The organism is Chryseobacterium sp. DT-167 (assembly GCF_058310155.1).
Window position 1 is genome coordinate 30,126 of the sequence record NZ_JBZEEQ010000008.1, and the last position, 20,609, is coordinate 50,734.

Below are 20,609 nucleotides of genomic sequence, written 5' to 3' on the forward strand. Positions count from 1 at the left end.
TTCAGATCACATCTTTTCTGATGAATATCGCTTCCTTAATATATTCTAAAATATAAGAAAACTTTTTTTTAAGATTTTTCATAGCATAGGTGATTAAATTTTAAGGTAATTCAGTATATCAAATGTTGTGCCGTTTTTATTTTTTGGGATGTTACTTGTTGACTGATAACATCTTACATTAATAAAATGATTCTCTCTAATCTTTCGATAATATTGATAACTCTTCTAAACCGATTCAAAAATATTTTTTTATCTAAGTATCTGAATTATCTGATTTAAAAATCACATTAGTTAAACGTATGGGATTACAATGTTGTAGTAAAGATTGTTATTAATCTTACGGGGAATTATCTTTTACATTGATGAAAATGTAAGCAATCATGATTAACGGTTTGTGATTTAGTTTTTACAGTATAAATTTCCGAAAAAATTCTTATTTATAAGTTAATTTACCATTAAATTATCATTTTTTTTAAACCTTAAATTTTCCTAAATTTGCAAATTGTCGGATAATCATGCGACAATGTAAGTTTATTCTAATGGAAGAAGAAAAAAAATCACTCAATTTTATTGAGCAAATTATAGAAGATGATTTGGCAAACGGTATGAGAAATGATCAGATCCGTTTCCGTTTTCCGCCTGAACCCAACGGTTATCTACATATAGGTCATACAAAAGCGATCTGCATCAACTTTGGCTTGGGTGAAAAATACAACGCTCCCGTAAACCTTCGTTTTGACGATACAAACCCTGAAAAAGAAGAACAGGAATTTGTAGACTCTATTATGAAAGATGTAGAATGGTTAGGTTTCAAATGGGATAAAGTTTTGTATGCATCTGATTACTTCCAGCAACTTTACGATTGGGCTGTTCAGTTGATCAAAGAAGGAAAAGCTTATGTAGATGAACAACCTTCTGAAGTGATTACCGAACAAAGGAAAAACCCTGCGGAACCGGGGGTTGAATCGCCATACAGAAACCGTCCTGTGGAAGAATCTTTAGATTTATTCGAAAGGATGAAAAATGGTGAGTTTGAAAGCGGCTCAATGTCCCTTCGTGCAAAAATTGACATGGTATCACCAAATATGAATATGCGTGACCCCGTAATGTACAGAATTTTAAATAAACCCCATCACAGAACCGGGACAGAATGGAAAATCTACCCGATGTACGATTGGGCTCATGGTGAATCTGATTATTTGGAGCAGGTTTCTCATTCACTGTGTTCTTTAGAATTTGAAAATCACAGGCCACTTTACAATTGGTATCTGGAGCAGGTTTATGACGAATCTAAAGTAGCACCTAAGCAAAGAGAATTTGCGAGGATGAATGTATCTTACATGATTACTTCCAAAAGAAAACTGCAGAGACTTGTCGCTGAAAACGTAGTTACGGGTTGGGACGATCCGAGAATGCCTACAATTTCCGGGATGAGAAGAAAAGGTTTTACACCGGCTTCGATCAGGAATTTTATTGATAAAGTAGGTGTTGCAAAAAGAGAAAACCTTATTTCAATCCAGTTATTGGATTTCTGCGTACGCGAAGATTTGAATAAAGTTGCAAAACGTGTCATGACAGTTGTAGATCCTGTAAAACTGGTCATCGAAAACTATCCTGAAGGAAAAGAAGAATGGCTAGAAACTGAGAATAATCCTGAACAGGAAAATGCAGGAACGAGAGAGGTTCCGTTCTCAAGAGAATTATATATTGAGCGTGAAGATTTTAAGGAAGAAGCGAATAATAAGTTCTTCAGATTAAAATTAGGCGGAGAAGTCCGTTTAAAATCCGCTTACATCATCAAAGCTGAAAGAGTGGAGAAAGATGAAAACGGAGAAATTACAACTATTTACGCTACTTACGACGAAAAATCTAAGTCAGGAAGCGGAACTGAGGAGAGTTTAAGAAAAGTAAAAGGAACATTACACTGGGTTTCTGCGCAGCATGCTATTCCTGTTGATGTTAGAATTTACGATAATTTATTCACTGTAGAGCAGCCTGATGCGGAGAAAGATATAGACTTCCTGAATTTTGTTAATCCAGATTCTGTGTCTACGATTCAGGGATTTGCTGAGCCAAGTTTGAAGGATGTTGCTGTGGGAGAACCGCTTCAGTTCCAAAGAATTGGATATTTTACAAAAGATCAGGATTCAACGGATACCAAAATGGTATTCAACAGAACCGTAACATTAAAAGACTCCTATAAGCCGGAGTAAAAATTTATTTATATCACTATAAATGAAACAGGGCTTAAATTTTTTAAGTCCTGTTTTTTGTTTTATGAACACTAAGAACACCAATGTCTTCAAAAATCTCAAGAATTTCAACTCGTGTAATTAGAGAAAATATTAGGAATATTTGTGTTTTAAAATTATTAAAAAGAAAAATTGTGAAACTCATACATATATATACAAGTTCATTCAAAGGACTTTCAAAAGAAAGCTGGATGTTGGCATTGGTAATGCTCATCAACCGTTCCGGCTCAATGGTACTTCCGTTTTTGGGAGTGTACATGACTGCACATCTGAAATTCAGTATAGAAAATACAGGAATTGTTTTAAGTTTTTTCGGAATTGGTTCTGTAATTGGTTCATGGCTTGGCGGCTATATTACAGACAAAGTAGGAGAGTACAAAGTGCAGTACATCAGTTTATTACTTAGTGTACCATTATTTTGTCTGATCCCGATTTTTAAAACTGAGGTTGGAGTTGCTTTAATAATATTGCTTCAAAGCATTGTCAGTGATGCTTTCCGTCCTGCAAATTCGGTGGCAATTACAAAATATGCAAAGCCTGAAAATATTACAAGAGCATTTTCATTAAACCGAATGGCAGTGAATTTAGGATTTTCAATCGGTCCTGCTTTAGGTGGAATTTTATCTGCAATTTCTTATGAATTTTTGTTTTACAGCAATGCCTTAGCGGCTTTATTGGCTGGGTTACTTTATATTTCATTCTTTTATGGCAGAAATAAGTTGGCAAAAATAAAAGCTAAAAAAGTAAAAGAAGCTATAGAAATTAAGAAAGAAAATTCACCCTATTTTGATGGTAAGTTTTTGGTTTATTGCTTTTTATGTATGTTATTTTCCATTTGTTTCTTTCAGTTATTCAGTACATTAACGATTTTTTATAAAGATACAGCCCATTTAAGTCAGCAAAATATCGGATTCATCTTGGGATACAGCGGTTTTTTAGTGGTTCTGCTCGAAATGGGATTGGTTCAGATTGCCGAAAAATATTTTAGCTTAGCCATTACCATGCTTATCGGAACTTTCATTTGTGGTTTTTCCTATGCAATGTTAGCTTTCGATTATAGCTTGCTTGCGTTGTTGGTATCAATGACTTTGCTGTGCATCGGAGAAATCTGGACGCTCCCTTTCATGTCGACTATCACTGCTTTACGTTCCGGTAACAATAATAAAGGAGCTTACATGGGTTTGAATGGAATTTCATTCTCAATTGCATTCATCATAACTCCTTACTTAGGAACTTTGATTGCTGAAAAATTTGGATTTAACCTTTTATGGATCGGAACCGGAGTTTTAGCAACCATCATCGCTATCAGCTTTTATTTTGTCATTCCTTGGATGATAAAAGACAAAAAAGTTTAAATTAAAATCAATTGAAAATGAAAAGCTGTATGATATAATCTGCGGCTTTTCTTTTTATTTAAAATTAAAACGCAACAAATTCCAAAACTGTACAATATTTGATGCTGCAAGTGTACAAAACCATTTCATGACCAAATTATACTTTTTAGCACTCACTTTTTACAGTTCATTAGTTTTTTCACAGAAAAGAGATTCTGCAACATTAATTTCCGAAGTCAAAATTGATGCTTACAAGAAGCCTACTTCATTTATCACATCAACAAAATCAGTTTCTGTGATTAATGAAAATTTATTAAATCAGAATCCGCCCGAAAGATTATTAGAATCTGTCAATCAGATTGCAGGTGCAAGAATGGAAGAACGTTCACCCGGAAGTTATAGAATTTCTTTGCGTGGAAGCACTTTGCGGTCACCATTTGGAGTTCGCAATGTGAAAGTGTATCTTGATGATTTTATTCTTTCTGATGCTTCAGGAAATACTTATTTTAATGTGATTTCGCCAGAACTGATCAATAGAATGGAAATTTTCAAAGGTCCTGAAAGTGGCGATTTTGGAGCTGCAACCGGCGGAACGGTTTTGTTGCAGACGCAGAATTCAGAAAACACTTCAGCAAATATTTCTGTTGGAAGTTATGGAACCTTTAATGAAAGTATAAATTTTTCAAGACAATTTGGGAAACATTTCTTCCAGATTTTCCAGAATTATTATCGAACCGATTCTTATCGTGAACAGTCTGCGGTGGAAAGAAAACAGATTTTTATAAAAGATAATTTTAAATATTCAGAAAATGCAGAGCTGAAAGCCATGATTCTCCTTTCTGATATCGACTATCAAACTCCAGGGGGATTGACTTTAGAACAAATGCAGCTCAACAGAAGACAGGCAAGACCGAAGACAGCAACTGTTCCCGGAGCAAAAGAGCAGGATGCGGGAATCGGCAATAAAATGGTTTTAGCAGGAATTTCTCATGAGTTTACAATTCTTCCAAATTTTTCGCATTTCGTTTTAGTTCAGGGTTCGTATGTAGATTTTGAAAATCCTTTCATTACCAATTATGAGAACCGTTTTGAGAGCAATTTTGCATTGAGGACGCATTTGAATTATCAGCAAAATTGGGAAAACATCTCAGCAGAATGGAGATTGGGTTTTGAAGGCGGAACCAATCATATTTTCATTAAAAATTTTGATAATAATAAAGGGATAGAAGGAAATCCGCAGAATTTTGATAAGCTTAAAAATAATTCAGGATTCTTTTTCGTTTCGCAGAAATTGAATTTTAATGAACAACTGTTTTCTGACATTTCATTAAGTTTAAATTCAAATGCATACGAGTGGGAAAAGATTTTTCCAACTTCTGAAAATGGAAAAACGAAATTTAAAGATCAATTTCTTCCCAATTTCGGACTGACTTATCTTATCGGTAAAGGTTTTTCTGTACGAGGAAAAATTGGTAAAGGAAATTCGGCTCCGACTAATGAAGAAATCCGTTCCTCCAATCAGGAATTTAATCTCAATCTTGTTCCTGAATATGGCTGGAATAAAGAAGTCGGAATCAGAAAACAGTTTGGAAATGCAATTTTTGCAGAAGCTAATTATTTTGATTTCCGAATGAAAGATGCGATTGTCAGAAGACAAAATGATCGCGGACAGGAATTTTTTGTCAATTCCGGTGAAACCGTTCAAAAAGGTGTTGAGCTTTTATTAGAATCTAAAAATTTTAATCTTAAAAATGATTTTTTCAGCAACTTCAGATTCAGATTTTCGGGGAGTTTTTATGATTTTAAATTTCAAAATTATCAGCATGGAGGAAGTGATTTTTCAGGAAATGATTTGACAGGAGTTCCAAAAACGACGATCAACAGTTTATTGAATTTTACTTTTTTCAATAAGCTTGCCGTAGATTATTCTCACTTTTACACATCGAAAATGCCCTTGAATGATGCGAATACCGTTTTATCAGATTCCAATTTGATCGGAAATATTCAGTTCAGATATCCTGTAGAATTTGAAAAGACAAGGTTGAATTTATTTGTCCAGATTCAGAATTTGTACAATACCGATTATGTTTTAGGCTTTGATATCAATGCTTTCGGAAACCGTTATTATAATCCTGCTGCAAAAAGAAATTTTGTTTTGGGTGCGAAGGTTGAATTTTAAATCTGAAAATTATTTTCCGTCAATATATTCAAATGCTTTATTCAGATATTGCTCGTTCGTTTTTTCTTTATCATTTGATTTTTCTATCTTAATATTTGGAGTGATGCCTTCGCCAATTTTCGTATATTCTTTGCCTGTTCTGTCAACAATATTGCCAATCGTCAAAACAAGAAAAGATCCGTCTGATAATTTGTATTCCTGATTTCCGGATGTTAAGCCCTGCGAATTTACACCAACCAATTTCACATTTTTTTGACCAACAAAAGCGGCTGCAATAAATTCCGCAGAACTTCCTGTTACTTTGTCAATCAAAATTGCAACAGATTCATCTATTTGTTTTGGTTCTTTTTCTGTCAATTGAAATTGTTGGGTCGCCTTTGAGCCTTCATAAAACTTGCCGTTTTTGTAATTGAAATAGGTGATGTTCCCTTCAGAATCTTTAGTCCCAACTACATTTTTCTTATCTAAAAAAGGGGCAATTGCAGCATACATCGGATAAAGCATTCCACCAAAGTTTCCTCTGAGATCAATAATCCAGCCTTTGGGATTGTGCTTCCGTAAATCATTTACTTTGCTGTAAAAATTATTAATGTACGTATTCCAGTCATCGTTGTTAAAAGATCCAATGTCTGGTAAACTAATGTAGGCGTAGTTGTCTTTTAAAAGCTCACTTTTAATCACCGGAAATTCCTGACCTGTAGCTTTATAACCTAATGTGTACTCTTTTACCACATCTTTGGGATAGAAATTAGAATGTGAATCTTCCAAATAAGCTAAAGAGTTTTTAATAATAGGATAAGTTTCTGCAATAGTTTTTGCTTTCAAAGACTCATGTAAAGTTTTATCATAAACTTCCTTCCAATTTACCTTCTTTTTATTTACAGATTTTTCTTTCATTACATTCAATGCATTGGTAACATACACCTGAATACTGTCTGATTGTGCCGAAACACTCATTGTACTTACTAAAGTCAAGATGATTGAAAGTTTTCTCATATTAGAAATTTGATTGCCTAAAAATACTAACTTTATATCGAAGTATTAAATCAGTAATCTGTTTAATTTTAATGAAATTATTAATTGCTGGAAAGTATATTTTTTACAATCATTTCCGCATGAATCCTTGAGTTTTCAATAAACCAAAGATGGGTGTCTTTTCCACCACAAACCACTCCTGCCAAATATAAATTCGGAATATTTGATTCCATTGTTGCAGGATTATAAACCGGATTCAAACATTCTCCCTGAAGATCAATTTCTGAATTTTTAAGGAATTCAAAATCAGGAAGATAACCCGTCATTGCAAGAACGAAATCATTTTCTATTTCCTGAATTTCACCTCGTTCGTCTTTAAAAATAACCGAATTTTCTTTAATTTCTAATAATTCAGAATTGAAGTGAGCTTTGATGTTTCCTTCCTCAATCCTGTTTTCTATATCCGGTTTTACCCAGTATTTTACATTTTTAGAAATTTCCGAATGTCGAATGATCATCGTTACTTCAGCGCCTTTTCTATACGTTTCCAAAGCAGCATCTACAGAAGAATTACTTGATCCTACGACCACAATTTTTTGTTTAGCATAAAGATAAGGTTCGGTATAATAATGCTTCACTTTTTCCAAATCTTCTCCGGGAATATTCATAAGATTGGGGATGTCGTAGAAACCTGTGGAAATAATGACATTTTTTGCAAGATAATTTGATTTGGAAGTTTCAATTTCAAAAACGTTGTCTTTTTTAGACACTTTTAAAACCTTTTCATATAAATTTATATTCAGATTTTTCTGTCTGGCAATTCCCTGATAATATTCCAAAGCTTCTTGCCTTCCCGGCTTCGGAGCTGTGGAGATAAATGGAATTTCATCAATTTCTAATTTTTCGGCAGTTGAAAAAAATCTCATATACAGAGGATAATTGTAAATCGAATTGACAATTGTCCCTTTTTCAATAATTAAGTAGTTGAGGTTATTTTTCCCGGCTTCGAGAGCACAATTTAAACCAATTGGCCCGGCTCCGATAATGAGAATATCTAGAATTTCCATCTTACAAATTTACGAAAATAGACTGTTTAAAATTTGAATAAATTAGATTAACGACGTTGAAATATAATATAGGTCTCCAATTGGATTCTACTAAAAAAATATCAAAGTCTCCGACTTAAACATGGCATTGGTTTTGGACTTTTTCTTAAAATTTCAGAATGAGAAAAGCTTTTGCAATATTTTCACTTTTATTTGCATTGTCATGTGAAAAAAAACAGGACAAGAATCCTGCAGTTTCAACTGATAATCTTAAAAGATCAAACGAAAGAACCGATACAAAACAAGATGCCCTGTCTACAGAAGTTGCTTTGAAAAAGACCAACGATGAACTCTTGCAGGCTCTGAAAGTCGGTTACTATGATATTTTCGCAAATTATATTCATCCTCAAAAAGGAGTGAGATTTTCAATGTATGCTTTCGTTAATAAAAATGAAGATAAACATTTTTCAAAAGAAGATTTTGAAAAATATCAACCTTCAAAAACTGTTTTTATTTGGGGATCAAGAGACGGATCGGGTGAAATTTATAAAGCAACTCTCAATGCTTATCTTAAAGATTGGGTTTTCAAAAAGGATTTTACAAAATCTGAATACGCCTTTAATAAATTTCTTGGCGGAGGAAATTCACTCAATAATTTAAAAGAGATCTACCCAAATTCAAATTTTACTGAAAATTTTCTCCAAGGCTCAGAAAAATATGGCGGAATGGATTGGAATGCTCTACGTTTTGTATTTGAAGAATTTGACGGGAAATATTATATTGTTGCAGTCATTAACGATGAGTGGACGATATAAGATTCCCCTTCTTTGAAGGGGTGGATTCAACGAAGTTGAAGACGGGGTAGTTTACAAAATCTGAGCTAAAGTTTTGGTCAAATTTTTTCTTGAAAACTGTTCAATATTCCCAGTATTTTCTAAAAGATTCCCACTTTTCCAAAGTTCAAATTTTTCTAAGATGAAAATTTTAATAATTTCAGAATCTTGATAACTAAAGTGTTGTCCGGCTTTTGTTTCATCTAAAATTTTTGCCACGTCAGCTTCATTTGGACCAAAAGAAATTATTTGTTTCCCAGTCGCTAAATATTCAAAGATCTTCCCTGGAATAATCCCTTTAGATGATTCATTCGGAAAATTGGTAATCAATAGCATTGAAGAACTGGACATTTCATCAATTGCTTTATCGTGCGAGAGATAACCGAGATTATCAATGTGATTTTTTAAGCTTGAATTTTCAATAGAATTTAAAATCTTATCATCAATTCTTCCTACAAATTTCAACCTGAAGTTTTCTGCAAAATCTGTATTTGTTTTGACTAAATCATCAAGCGTATTCCATAGATTTTCAGGATTTCTAAGCTGTTCAAGAACGCCGATATAACTGAGTGTAAAGTATGTTGGAGAGTTTGAGGGTTTGAGGGTTTTTGAAGCATCGCTTTCATCAAAACCATTCGTAATACAAACTGCCTTTGCACCGTTTTCTTTGAAATTTTCAGCGTCTGTATAGCTTGTGGCTAAAGTAATATCTGCATTTTTGAAAACATCACTTTCCAGTTGACGGTGTTTTTTGTCAGATTTATTGGTGAGTTTTAAATGTTTATAATAAGAAATTTCAGTCCACGGATCACGGAAATCGGCAATCCATTTAATATTTGGAAATTTATTTTTTAATTGTAAACCAATCAGATGTAAAGAATGTGGAGGTCCCGAAGTAACGACCACATCAATTTTATTAATTTTTAAATATTGCTCTAAAAATTTCACAGAAGGCTGCACCCAAAAAACTCTTGCATCGGGAATAAAAAAATTTCCGCGTACCCAAATTGATAGCTTAGATTTCCAGCTTTGATTGTTTCCTACATCAAACTGTCCGGCTTTGAATTTTTTATTGCTTTTATTGAGCTTTTCTGCCAACTGATAAGGTTCCCAGATTTTAGTTTTTATGATTTCTAAATCTTGGGGAACATCTTTCATCAAACTTTCATCAATCAAAGGATAACTCGGATTTTCGGGAGTGAAAATGATGGGCGTCCAGCCAAATTCCGGTAGATATTTTGCAAACTTCAACCATCGCTGAACTCCCGGTCCACCTGCAGGTGGCCAATAATAGGTGATGATAAGGATTTTTTTTGATTCCATATAAAATCTGAATTCCTTTTGTCATTCCGGAGAAATCCAGTCAAAGTTTTTATAGTAATTTATAATCTTACCTGGATTCCTACGAAATGACAAACATTAATTATAATTTTTCTTCGATCAAAATTTCTTTTCCATCTTTTTTGCGGTACATAAAATATATTCCACCCGCACTCAATACAATAAACAATCCGAAGCAAAGTAGAGAAATCCATTTTCCGGTTTCTATTACTTTCGGTTCGAAAACCATTCTGATGCTGTGTTCTCCGGCAGGAACGTGTACAGCACGTAAAAGATAATCTGCTTTGATGTACGGAACTTCTTTTTCGTCCACAAACATTTTCCAGCCGTGAGGATAATAAATCTCTGAAATAACAGCTAACTGCGGAGTTTTAGATTGAGATTTAAATTCCAGTTCGTTTGCTTCATACTTTGTTAAATTGATCGAAGCTGTAGAATCTGGCTGCACTTGTTTCCCATTAAAGTATGTTTTGTCTGAAGCGCTTATTACAGCTGTTTTCTTAGAATCAATATTTCCGAGTGATTTAATTTCTTCGTCTGGAGTATTTACAAATTTCAGATCACCAACAAACCAGGCATTTCCGTTCGCATTAGGATTAGGAACAACTTGTGGCTCTTGCGGATTTCCGAAAATCATGTATTTTGTATTCAGTAAATTCAGGATTTTTGGCGTTTTTATACTGTCTGCATTTGTGATATATTCATTTAACAAATCATCATAACGTCTGAGTTTGACAGCATGATAACCACCGATTGAAGATGTGAAATAAGAAGTATTGGTTTCGCTTGTCACTCCTAAAACCTGATTGTACACTCTGTAATGTTTTTTGTCTTTTTCAGCAATCGTTTCTAAGATTTTGTTGACAGGGATACTTGCTAAAATAGATTGTAAATTAGGATTGTCACCCACTTTCTCAGCCAGATAATCTGAACCTTCAGTTTGGAAAGGGTTTTCGGCGAAGATTTTATCTACATAATTTTCATCATTAAGATAACGTTTGTTAACGGTCCAAAGATCAAATAAACTTACAGCTCCGATGATAATCAAAGCAACATTCTGATTTAATTTTTGTTTTAAACTAAAGAATAAAACGGTTGCTGTAATTCCAACATACAATAAAGCTTTAATCGCATCAATTCTAAATAATTTGAATCTTTCTTCCGTTAAATAATCAAGTAAGAAAGGAGGTAAATAGGTCTTTTCATTATCGGTATGGAAACCTAATAGTGATTTTCCGAATAAGATAAATATTAAAGTCAAACCTAAAACTCCTCCGCTCACATACGTAAGAACCTTCTTTTTATAATCTTCCTCTAGTTTCGAATCGGTGTAAAATCTGTACAATCCGATGATGGCAATCAGAGGAAATAGTAATTCTACTACAACCAAAATAGAAGATGGTGCTCTGAATTTGCTATAAAAAGGAATATAATCGATGAAGAAATCTGACAAAGGCATAAAGTTGCTTCCCCAAGCTAAAAGAATGGTCAGAATAGTTGCTCCTAAGATCCAATAACGGTATTTTTTTGATGCGAAAAAGAATCCTAAAAGTGCTAAGAAACATACAATTGCTCCCTGATAAGCCGGTCCTGAAGTTCCCGGTTGGTCTCCCCAATATGTCACGCTTCCGAAACCTTTAGAAATTCTGTCATATTCAGCTTGTGAAGTGACGTTGTCTTGTACCAGCTGCTGTACTTTTTCCATCATTTCTGCGGCTTCAGGTTCCTGACTTCCGCCTCCCATTAATCTTGGAATGAAAAGGTTTAAGGTTTCCAGTTTGCCATAGCTCCACATCAGAATACTTTCTTTATCCATTCCGGAATTTCCGGCAGTATGGTTTTCAGTATTTAAAATCTGTTTTCCTCTTACGGTTTCTTTGATGTATTCAGAGTTGGCCATGATTCGCTGAGAATTCATCCCAACACCAATCGCTAAAGCACCTGCAATAATTCCTGACGAAATCAGGAAATGTTTCATCGGAGTTTTCTTTTGGATAGCTCTGATCAATTCAGACAAGAATAAAAATCCTAGTCCCAAAAACAGGTAATACGTCATCTGTGGATGATTGGCAGCAACCTGTAATCCGAAGAAAAGGGTAGTGACAATAAAACCGAGAACATACTTTTTTCGGATGTAAACTAATAAAATTCCCGCTAAAAGTGGTGCAAAATATTCTATGGTATTAACTTTTCCGTTGTGTCCTGCTGCGATAATGATGTAGAAATAGGTGGAAAGCCCAAAAAATGTGGCTCCTAAAAGTGCATATTTCCAGTTTCTGACAGCGACCATTCCCAAAAGGAAAAACCCTGAAAACAAAAGAAAAAGATAGTTGACAGGTCTCGGAAGAATATTGAGATAACTGTCTAGTTTTTTAATAATATCACCTTCAAAACGGCTTCCCATCTGGTAAGTCGGCATTCCTCCAAACATAGAATCGCTCCAGTACGTTTCTTTATCGTAGCTGTCTCTGTAATCGATAAGTTCTTTTGCACCGCCTCGATATTGTACGATATCATGCTGGAAAAGCTGCTTTCCCGTAAATACAGGAGTGGAATATAAAAATGCTAAAACTAAGAATGCAACGATGGAAATTGCAATGTAAATTAAGTTTTTATTTTTTGCCATTTTGGTTATCAGTAGATATTAAATTTTAGATGTTTTTGAGATTAAAGAATATTTATAAATTATCTTTTCTCTTTCACTTCTTCGTAGTCCACAGTTTCTGCGTCCCACTTCACTTTTTTGTCAATATTTGTATTTGACTTTTTGGCTTCCTTCTCCTGATTGTTATTGGGTCTGAAACCTGTATATTTATAAAACTTGTTGAAGAATATTCTTTTTAAAATATTCCATACAAAGAAAATAATAATGGTAGCGAGAACTACCTCAAAAATACCTTTAATTAAAGACATAATTATTTTAATATTTAAAATTCAAGATTTTAAGTTTGATTATCATCTGATAATGCTAAAACTCTCAAACCCTAAAACTCTATTTCGCTGCCGGATTCACCATTACAGAGGAGTTTGAAACACTTTTCATTGACTGAGATTGCTTTCCGTCAGAGATCGTTTCTACCTGAGTGGTTTTTACATTGATATTCTGATTGGTAATCCAGCCTGTATTTTGGTCAAATTTAATCGTTCCGTTTTGCGCCAGTTCGCTGCTCATGCTGTGAGTCATTTCACCCTGAGATTTCTTCTCTTCTTTTTTAGGAATTCCTCCGGTTACAGAAATTTCTGCGATTCCGTTTCCTACACTTTTCAGAACGTAGTTTGAGGTCACTTTATATTTTCCGCTTTCATCTGCACTTTCGCTGGTTGTCCATTTTTCACCGATTTTTACTCCTTTTTTAGGAATAATCGTGAGGTTTTTAGAAAACTGATCTTTTAAAACTTTTTCGTTAAAGCTTTGTTTAAGACTAGCAACGGCACTAGCTTTTTGGTTGGCATCTTTTATAAGTGTTCCAAGAGCATTTCCAATTTTAGTGTAAACAGCTTCAAAACCTGTAATTGAGATCACATTTCCTTTGCCGTCCATCTTCATATTCAGCTTGTTACCGGTCAACGCACGGTTTACATTCCAGATCATTTTAAGATTGTCTTCTTTAGGAATTGGCAGTTTTGTATCTACGACAATGGTTTTTCCATCTGCACTCTGAGAATTTCTCTTCCCGATCAGATTGATAGTAATGTCGTAAATTCCTGCTTTCACATCATTTACCGTAAAAGTCATTTCATCTGTAGATTCGCTTGTTCCGTTCAAAGTTTTCCCTGAAGGATCAGTCATTGTTTTTACATCTCTCTGGTAAGTCGTCAAAGGATAAGTCTTGCCTTTTTCAAGTTTAAAAGATTGTGTGAAAACACCCAAAGAATCTTTGATGGCAGGGTTTGCTTTTACTTCAGCCACAGAATCCGCAGGAACTTCAACCGTAATGGTTTTTCCTGTTTTCGGGTCTACTTTGGTGATTGTTGCAGTCTCTTTTTTACAAGAAATGATGGCTAAAGAGATCAATGCTATTGCTGCTATATTTTTCATAAATAGTATTCGGTTTTGAGAAATTTCCACCCTGTATGGTTGGGAAAAGAAATGTATTTTTTTTTAAATTTTAATTAATTTTCATCAATTTTTGTCTCATTGCTTCGTAAAGAATTGCTCCACAAGCTACAGAAACGTTTAGTGACTGTGTTTTTCCTTCAATCGGAAGTTTGATTTTTTCGTCTGAATGATGAAGAACTTCTTTTGAAATCCCTGTTTCTTCGTTACCCATTACGATTGCGCAAGGTTCTGTGAAATTAACATCGTAAATCAATTTTTGTGCTTTTTCAGTTGCTGCAAATACAGAAACTCCGCTTTGCTGTAAATAATCTACAACATGAGCTAAATTATTCTCTTTGCAGATTTTGATATTGTACATGGCTCCTGCAGAAGTTTTTATCGCATCAGAATTGATCGGCGCTCCACCTTTTTCCGGAATGACAACTGCATGAATTCCAACACATTCTGCCGTTCTGCAGATGGCTCCAAAGTTTCTTACGTCAGTTAATCTGTCTAAGATTAATATAAAAGGTACTTTTCCTTCCTCAAATAATTCAGGAATGATATTTTCTATTTTGTGGAACGGGACATCTGAAATAAACGCCACCACACCTTGGTGGTTTTTTCTTGTAAAGCGGTTCAGCTTTTCAACCGGAACGTAGTTCGGACGTATTTTATATTTTGCTAAAACAGCTTTCAACTCTGCATATATTTCTCCCTGCAAAGCATTCTGCACAAAGATCTTGTCAATTGTTTTCCCTGCTTCAATAGCTTCCAATACGGGACGAAGTCCGAATATAAAATCGTCTTTTTTATTAGGTTCTGAATTTCTGAATTCAGGTTTTGAGTTCTTATGTTGAAAATCTTCCAAAATTTTATTTTTTTATTTTTAATGAATAAACTTACTTATTCAAACTTATTTTTTGCTTGGCTATTTTAAAACTTTTCTCCTAAAATTGCTCTCTTTTGCGCCATTGCATAACCGTAATGTAGGCTTTCGTGCATATTGTTAAAAATAATTGCATCCTGAATGCTTTTCAGATCCATCCCAAAACTTGTGGTGTAAGGAGTATAATCTGAAAAGAAATCACTGTCATAATCCTTCATCAAAATCTTTGAAGTTTCGGTTAAAAGAAATTCAAGATCTTCCACTTCAGACTTTTGTACATTCAGGTTCGGCATGGTTCCTTTTTTATAAGTTTCGATCCAGTATTTATCGATTCTAAAAGGATTTCCGCTCAGATAATAATGCAGCAATTGCTGTGTAGCAACTGTGTGTGCAATATTCCAGTACATATTGTTATTAAAACCGTCGGGAATTAATAAAAGGTCTTCGTGAGAAGTGTCCTGCAGGATATCCAAAAGGTTTTTTCTAACTTGTCTGTGTGCTTGAAAATGATAATTCATATTTCAAAAATTTAATCACCAAAAATAGTTTAATAAACTGAAAATGACAATTTTTGAATAGGGGTTTAAAGTAAAATTTATGTATTTTTTATGATTTTACATTTAAAAGAAATACAATTTATGATTGTAGCGATTTCGAATCTCTCAGAGCTAGCGGAATATTTAACAAATTTTAACTCAAAAATGGCATTCATTGTGTTGATTAATGCAAGTATTTATTAGAAATTTACCAATTATTTTAATTTAAACTATGTCAGATTCATATCAAGCAGAAGACATTCGTCAACTCACAGAAAAAGTAAGAGAACAAAATTATTTCTTTTCACTTTTGAGGCAGGAAATCAACAAAGTAATTATCGGACAGGAATACATGATCGACAGGCTTTTGATTGGGCTTTTGGGTAATGGTCACGTTTTGCTGGAAGGTGTTCCCGGGTTGGCAAAAACATTGGCGATAAAAACCTTGGCAGAAGCTGTACATGGTGATTTTTCCAGAATTCAGTTTACGCCCGATCTTCTTCCTGCAGATGTTGTGGGAACGATGATTTATAATATTAAAGAAAACGATTTTTCTATAAAAAGAGGTCCTGTTTTTGCAAATTTCGTCCTTGCGGATGAGATCAACAGAGCTCCGGCAAAGGTACAATCGGCACTTTTGGAAGTGATGCAGGAAAAACAGGTGACCATTGGCGATGAAACAATGCATCTTCCAAAACCATTTTTAGTTTTGGCAACTCAAAACCCGATCGACCAGGAAGGAACTTATCTTTTACCGGAAGCTCAGAGTGACCGTTTCATGCTGAAATGCACTATTGATTATCCTGAATTTGAAGATGAAAGAAAAGTGATGAGAATGGTTTCTACTTCACATCAATATATCGTAAAACCGGTGATTTCTTTACAGAATATTGTAGAAGCTAAATCTATTGTCAACCAGATTTATCTGGATGAAAAAATTGAGAAATATATTCTTGACATGGTTTTTGCAACACGTTTTCCAGAAAGATATGGTCTTTCTGAATTAAAAAATTATATCAGCTTCGGAGCTTCACCGAGAGCGTCTATCAATTTAGCAATTGCTTCAAGAGCTTATGCATTTTTGAGAGGAAGAGCGTTTGTAATTCCTGAAGATGTAAAAGAATTGGCAAAAGATGTTTTAAGACACAGAATCGGATTGACTTTTGAAGCAGAAGCAGAAGAAATTACTTCTGAAGAAATTGTAAATAGAATTTTGGCTAAAATTCAGGCACCATAAATAATGTAGCAATTTACCAATGTATCAGTTTAACAATTTTGAGATTGTTATATTGATAAACTGATACATTGTTACATTTGAAACTATGCAGATAAAAGACATTGTAAAAAAAGTAAAGCAGATAGAAATCCGTACTCGCAAGAAGACGGAAGCTTCTTTGATGGGACAATATCACAGTGCTTTTAAAGGACAGGGAATGACGTTTTCTGAAGTCCGTCCTTACCAATTTGGTGATGAAATCCGCAGAATCGACTGGAACAAAACGGCACGTTTCCGTGAACCATTTGTGAAAGTCATGGAAGAGGAGCGCGAATTGACCATGATGATTTTGGTTGATATTTCGGCTTCAATGGATTACGGAACAAAAACTCAGTTGAAAAGAGAATACGTAGCAGAAATTGCCGCAAGTTTAGGATTTTCAGCAGCAGGAAATAATGATAAAGTGGGATTGATTTTGTTTGCGGATAAAGTTTATAAGGTAATCCCGCCACAAAAAGGGAGAAAGCACATTTTGTCGATTATCAGTAATATTCTGACCGCCGATTATGTTCCTGCAGTTTCAAAAATTGATAAGGCCTTAGAATATATGATGGGAATTTTCAAAAGAAAATCATTAGTTTTTTTACTTTCAGACTTTGGAGATGCTTACGATTCTAAAATGTTGAGAGTAGCTTCAAAAAAACATCAGCTTTTGGGAATGAGAATTTTTGATGAAAAAGACAACGAAATCCCTGATGTGGGATACACACTTTTTCATGATACCGAAACCGGAAAGGAAGTTTGGGTCAATACATCAAATGCAAGATGGAGATATACTTTTGCCGAAGCTCAGAAACAGAAGCTCAGAGCTTTAGAAGAAGATTTTGCCAACAGCTCGGCAAGCTTTATGAATATCAATACTGCGGATGATTATTCGAAGTTGCTGTATCATTATTTCCAGAAAAAATAAATTTAGAATTTAAAAATAAATTAGGCTTTTGCCAAAATTGATCATTTAAAATTGAAAAAATTATTACTACTTTTATCATTTTTCATCTGTGCAAATGCTTTTTCACAGATCCTTTCCTCGAATCTTGAAAAGAAAACACTGGCTCTCGGTGAAGTCAATCATTTTACGGTAAAAATTGATAATCTCAACAATCAGGAAGTAAAAGCTGCAGCCAAAGATCAGTTATTGCCCTTTCATTTTGAAGAAATTAAAGACAGCATCGGAGTTCAGCCCAATTCTTATGAAAGAAAAATTGAATTCTCGATTTTCGATGAAGGTACTTACACCATTCCTGAACTTGAATTTAAAGTGGGAGATAAGATTTTAAAAACAATTCCTTACGAAGTTGAGGTGGTAAACACTGCCCAAAAAGGTGATGTCATCAACGATATCATGAATAATAAGGATGTAAAGTTGGATGTGAAAGATTATTGGGAGCTTTATAAATGGTATGTTTTGGCAGCCTTGGCTTTGATTGCTTTAATTATCGCCATCATTATGTTTGTGAAATACGGTAGAAAATCAAAAGATTCTCCGGTCGTTGCAACCAATCAGACTTTGAAAGAACTGGATTCATTAAAAAAGAAAAAATATATTGAAGAAGGAAATTACCGTTCATTTTATGTAGAACTGATTGATATTTCGAGAAAGTTTATAGCAAATCAGTACAGAATTCCCGCAGATGTTTTGCTGACCGATGATCTTGTGCAATTGATGAAGCAAAACAATACCATTTCTCAAGACAACGAAAAAATAATTGAAGATGTCTTTTTCAGAGGTGATCTGGTGAAATTTGCCAAAACTTTCCCCGATCAGCAGACGATGGAAAAAGATTTTAACGAAATCAAAGACTTTGTGAAAAGATCATCAAAGGATATAGAATTTGAAAACCTTAGAAAAGATGTTTAATTTTGAGTTCTACAGTCCGTGGTTTTTATTTCTGTTTCTTTTGTTTATTCCTTTATTAATCAGAGATGTCAGCAGAAAAAAACTGAAAGGAATCAAAGTTCCTACTGTTCAGAATATGAATAGCAGCAACGGAATTTTACCTGTTCTTTTTTTACTTAAAATTTCAAAATATATCATTCTTTCCTGTCTTTTTATCGCGATGGCAAGACCGAGAACGTTTACCATTTCTCAGGACAGAGACGACACAAAAGGCGTAGATATTATGTTTGCGGTAGATGTTTCATTAAGTATGTTGTCTAAAGATCTTTCACCAGACCGATTGACGGCACTTAAAGAAATCGCTATTCAGTTTGTCGAAAAGCGTCCAAACGACAGAATTGGTGTAGTAACTTACGCTTCTGAAGCATTTACAAAAGTTCCGGTAACTTCAGATCATCAGGTTGTCATTGATGAATTTAAAAATCTGAACACAGCCGAACTTTATCCTGGAACCGCAATCGGTGAAGGACTTTCTGTTGCAGTAAATCATCTTCGTACAAGCAAAGCGAAGAGTAAAATTATCATCCTGATGACGGATGGTGTCAACAATGTTGAAAATGCAATTCCGCCACAGGTTGCAGCCGAATTGGCAAGAAATAACAATATTAAAGTATATTCTATTGGTGTAGGAACAAACGGGATTGCATTGATGCCGACTCAGGTGGATGTTTTCGGAGATTTGGTTTTTACCGAAACGCAGGTACAGATTGATGAGCCTGTTTTAAGAGAAATTGCTCAGGAAACCGGAGGAAAATATTTCCGTGCGACATCAAACAGCAGTTTGGAAGAAGTATACAGCGAAATCAACCAGCTTGAAAAATCTGATGTGAAAGTTTCTAAGCTTTACAATTATCAGGAATATTTCAAAATTTTCCTTTGGGTTGCTTTGGGAATGTTGTTTTTCGATGCGTTATTAAGATGGGTATTATATAAATTTTTAAGCTGATGGATTTGTATTTAGGAAATTATTGGTACTTACTATTATTATTACTTTTACCGGTTCTGTCTCTTTTCCTTATGCGATATTTAAGATGGAAAAAAAAGAGCAGAGATTTTTTTGCCGAAAGTCGTTTTCAGGAAGCTTTATTTGAAAAAAAATCTGGTTTTATTAAAGTATTTCCAGCATTGTATTTTCTTGCGACATTATTTTTGATTTTCTCAATCATTGATCTGCTGAGCGGTTCTGAAGAAGTGACGACCAAGCAGAAATTTAATAATGTGATTTTTATGCTGGATGTTTCCAACTCGATGAATGCGGAAGATATTGAGCCAAATCGTTTGGTTGAAGCAAAAAATCTGGTGATTCAAACCATGCAGAAGCTGAAGAATGATAAAGTAGGGATGATTATTTTTGCAGGTCAGGCAACTTCAATTATGCCTTTGACCACCGATTACAATTCGGCGGAAACTTATATAAATGGTGTTGAAACCAGCTCCATAAAAATTCAGGGAACTGACTTTTTGAAAGCTATGGAAACTGCCGCAGATAAATTTAAAGATATCAACAAAGGTTCAAGAAAAGTCGTTTTGCTGAGTGACGGCGAAGATAATGAAGGTAATGACAATGCTGCAATAAAATTAGCCAACCGGGAAGGAATCATCGTCACGTCAGTCGGAATAGGTTCTGATGAAGGAGCACCCGTCCCGGAATATGAATTCGGACAATTAATGGGATATAAAAGTGATATGAACGGACAGACCGTAATCTCTAAAAGACAGACCGAAGCTTTGAATAAAATTGCAGAATCTACAGGCGGAAGCTATATCGACGGAAATAATATCAATGAGGCACCGGACAAAATCATAGAAGCCCTAAATAAAAAAGCTTCTTCTACGGAAAGTCTGGTTAAGTCTCAAAACGCCAATCATTATTATCAGTACTTTCTTGCCGTTTCGATATTTTTTTTCCTGATCATTTTTCTCTTTAATCCGAAAAGAGATTTTAATATTTAATTTGCTTTTATTAAAATCTTACTCTGGTGAATACTTTAACCCAATTTTAACAAATAATA

The 20,609-nt window shown here is 34.3% G+C and carries 17 protein-coding genes; 9 read left to right on the forward strand and 8 right to left on the reverse strand.

From position 1 onward, the window contains the following. Window positions 1-539 precede the first annotated feature (539 nt). The 3 genes from AC4FQ5_RS11655 to AC4FQ5_RS11665 all read left to right on the forward strand — a co-directional run bounded on the left by AC4FQ5_RS11655 (window position 540) and on the right by AC4FQ5_RS11665 (window position 5,765). Entirely contained in the window at window positions 540-2,213 is a 1,674-nt protein-coding gene (locus AC4FQ5_RS11655) for a glutamine--tRNA ligase/YqeY domain fusion protein (protein ID WP_491143476.1), read from the forward strand. Between the two features lie 230 nt (window positions 2,214-2,443). After that, a complete protein-coding gene (locus AC4FQ5_RS11660; protein WP_491143801.1) occupies window positions 2,444-3,607 on the forward strand; it encodes an MFS transporter in 1,164 nt (387 codons plus the stop codon). Between the two features lie 127 nt (window positions 3,608-3,734). Further along, window positions 3,735-5,765, forward strand: coding sequence for a TonB-dependent receptor (locus AC4FQ5_RS11665; RefSeq protein ID WP_491143477.1), 2,031 nt, complete (start codon window positions 3,735-3,737; stop codon window positions 5,763-5,765). A gap of 9 nt (window positions 5,766-5,774) precedes the next feature. Here the strand turns inward: AC4FQ5_RS11665 and AC4FQ5_RS11670 are convergent, their stop codons facing one another. Both AC4FQ5_RS11670 and AC4FQ5_RS11675 read right to left on the reverse strand, forming a co-directional pair. After that, window positions 5,775-6,761 carry a S41 family peptidase gene (locus AC4FQ5_RS11670; protein ID WP_491143478.1) on the reverse strand — a complete coding sequence of 329 codons (987 nt, stop codon included), beginning with the start codon at window positions 6,759-6,761 and terminating at the stop codon, window positions 5,775-5,777. 80 nt (window positions 6,762-6,841) lie between these two features. Beyond that, window positions 6,842-7,807, reverse strand: coding sequence for a YpdA family putative bacillithiol disulfide reductase (locus AC4FQ5_RS11675; RefSeq protein ID WP_491143480.1), 966 nt, complete (start codon window positions 7,805-7,807; stop codon window positions 6,842-6,844). 158 nt (window positions 7,808-7,965) lie between these two features. On the opposite strand from AC4FQ5_RS11675, the gene AC4FQ5_RS11680 reads away from it, so the two are divergent. After that, on the forward strand, window positions 7,966-8,601 hold the full coding sequence (locus AC4FQ5_RS11680) for a hypothetical protein (RefSeq protein WP_491143482.1): 636 nt from the start codon (window positions 7,966-7,968) through the stop codon (window positions 8,599-8,601). 51 nt (window positions 8,602-8,652) lie between these two features. Here AC4FQ5_RS11680 and AC4FQ5_RS11685 read toward each other — a convergent pair whose 3' ends face one another. The 6 genes from AC4FQ5_RS11685 to AC4FQ5_RS11710 all read right to left on the reverse strand — a co-directional run bounded on the left by AC4FQ5_RS11685 (window position 8,653) and on the right by AC4FQ5_RS11710 (window position 15,406). Continuing rightward, window positions 8,653-9,942, reverse strand: coding sequence for a glycosyltransferase family protein (locus tag AC4FQ5_RS11685; protein WP_491143483.1), 1,290 nt, complete (start codon window positions 9,940-9,942; stop codon window positions 8,653-8,655). Window positions 9,943-10,042: 100 nt separating this feature from the next. Next, the gene (locus AC4FQ5_RS11690; RefSeq protein ID WP_491143485.1) at window positions 10,043-12,586 is read right to left on the reverse strand and encodes a YfhO family protein; all 2,544 of its coding nucleotides are present in this window, start codon (window positions 12,584-12,586) and stop codon (window positions 10,043-10,045) included. Between the two features lie 59 nt (window positions 12,587-12,645). Beyond that, on the reverse strand, window positions 12,646-12,873 hold the full coding sequence (locus tag AC4FQ5_RS11695) for a hypothetical protein (RefSeq protein WP_491143486.1): 228 nt from the start codon (window positions 12,871-12,873) through the stop codon (window positions 12,646-12,648). Window positions 12,874-12,952: 79 nt separating this feature from the next. Next, window positions 12,953-13,999, reverse strand: a complete 1,047-nt coding sequence (locus tag AC4FQ5_RS11700; protein WP_491143488.1) for a DUF6263 family protein — start codon at window positions 13,997-13,999, stop codon at window positions 12,953-12,955. Window positions 14,000-14,069: 70 nt separating this feature from the next. Then, window positions 14,070-14,870: a 23S rRNA (guanosine(2251)-2'-O)-methyltransferase RlmB gene (gene rlmB / locus AC4FQ5_RS11705; protein ID WP_491143490.1), complete on the reverse strand. Its 801-nt coding sequence runs from the start codon at window positions 14,868-14,870 to the stop codon at window positions 14,070-14,072. Window positions 14,871-14,935: 65 nt separating this feature from the next. Further along, window positions 14,936-15,406 carry a DinB family protein gene (locus AC4FQ5_RS11710; protein ID WP_267598714.1) on the reverse strand — a complete coding sequence of 157 codons (471 nt, stop codon included), beginning with the start codon at window positions 15,404-15,406 and terminating at the stop codon, window positions 14,936-14,938. A gap of 250 nt (window positions 15,407-15,656) precedes the next feature. Between AC4FQ5_RS11710 and AC4FQ5_RS11715 the strand changes: the two genes are divergently transcribed. The 5 genes from AC4FQ5_RS11715 (at window position 15,657) to AC4FQ5_RS11735 (ending at window position 20,550) form a co-directional block, all read left to right on the forward strand. Further along, window positions 15,657-16,661, forward strand: coding sequence for an AAA family ATPase (locus tag AC4FQ5_RS11715; RefSeq protein ID WP_491143493.1), 1,005 nt, complete (start codon window positions 15,657-15,659; stop codon window positions 16,659-16,661). 85 nt (window positions 16,662-16,746) lie between these two features. Further along, complete coding sequence (locus AC4FQ5_RS11720; RefSeq protein ID WP_491143494.1) at window positions 16,747-17,610, forward strand: DUF58 domain-containing protein; 864 nt, start codon at window positions 16,747-16,749, stop codon at window positions 17,608-17,610. A 51-nt stretch (window positions 17,611-17,661) separates the two neighbouring features. Next, entirely contained in the window at window positions 17,662-18,558 is an 897-nt protein-coding gene (locus AC4FQ5_RS11725) for a BatD family protein (RefSeq protein ID WP_491143496.1), read from the forward strand. After that, window positions 18,551-19,543: a VWA domain-containing protein gene (locus AC4FQ5_RS11730; RefSeq protein WP_491143498.1), complete on the forward strand. Its 993-nt coding sequence runs from the start codon at window positions 18,551-18,553 to the stop codon at window positions 19,541-19,543. Before AC4FQ5_RS11725 ends, AC4FQ5_RS11730 begins: the two co-directional genes overlap by 8 nt. Next, a complete protein-coding gene (locus AC4FQ5_RS11735) occupies window positions 19,543-20,550 on the forward strand; it encodes a vWA domain-containing protein (protein WP_491143500.1) in 1,008 nt (335 codons plus the stop codon). The genes AC4FQ5_RS11730 and AC4FQ5_RS11735 overlap by 1 nt, the downstream gene beginning before the upstream one ends. Window positions 20,551-20,609: the final 59 nt, after the last annotated feature.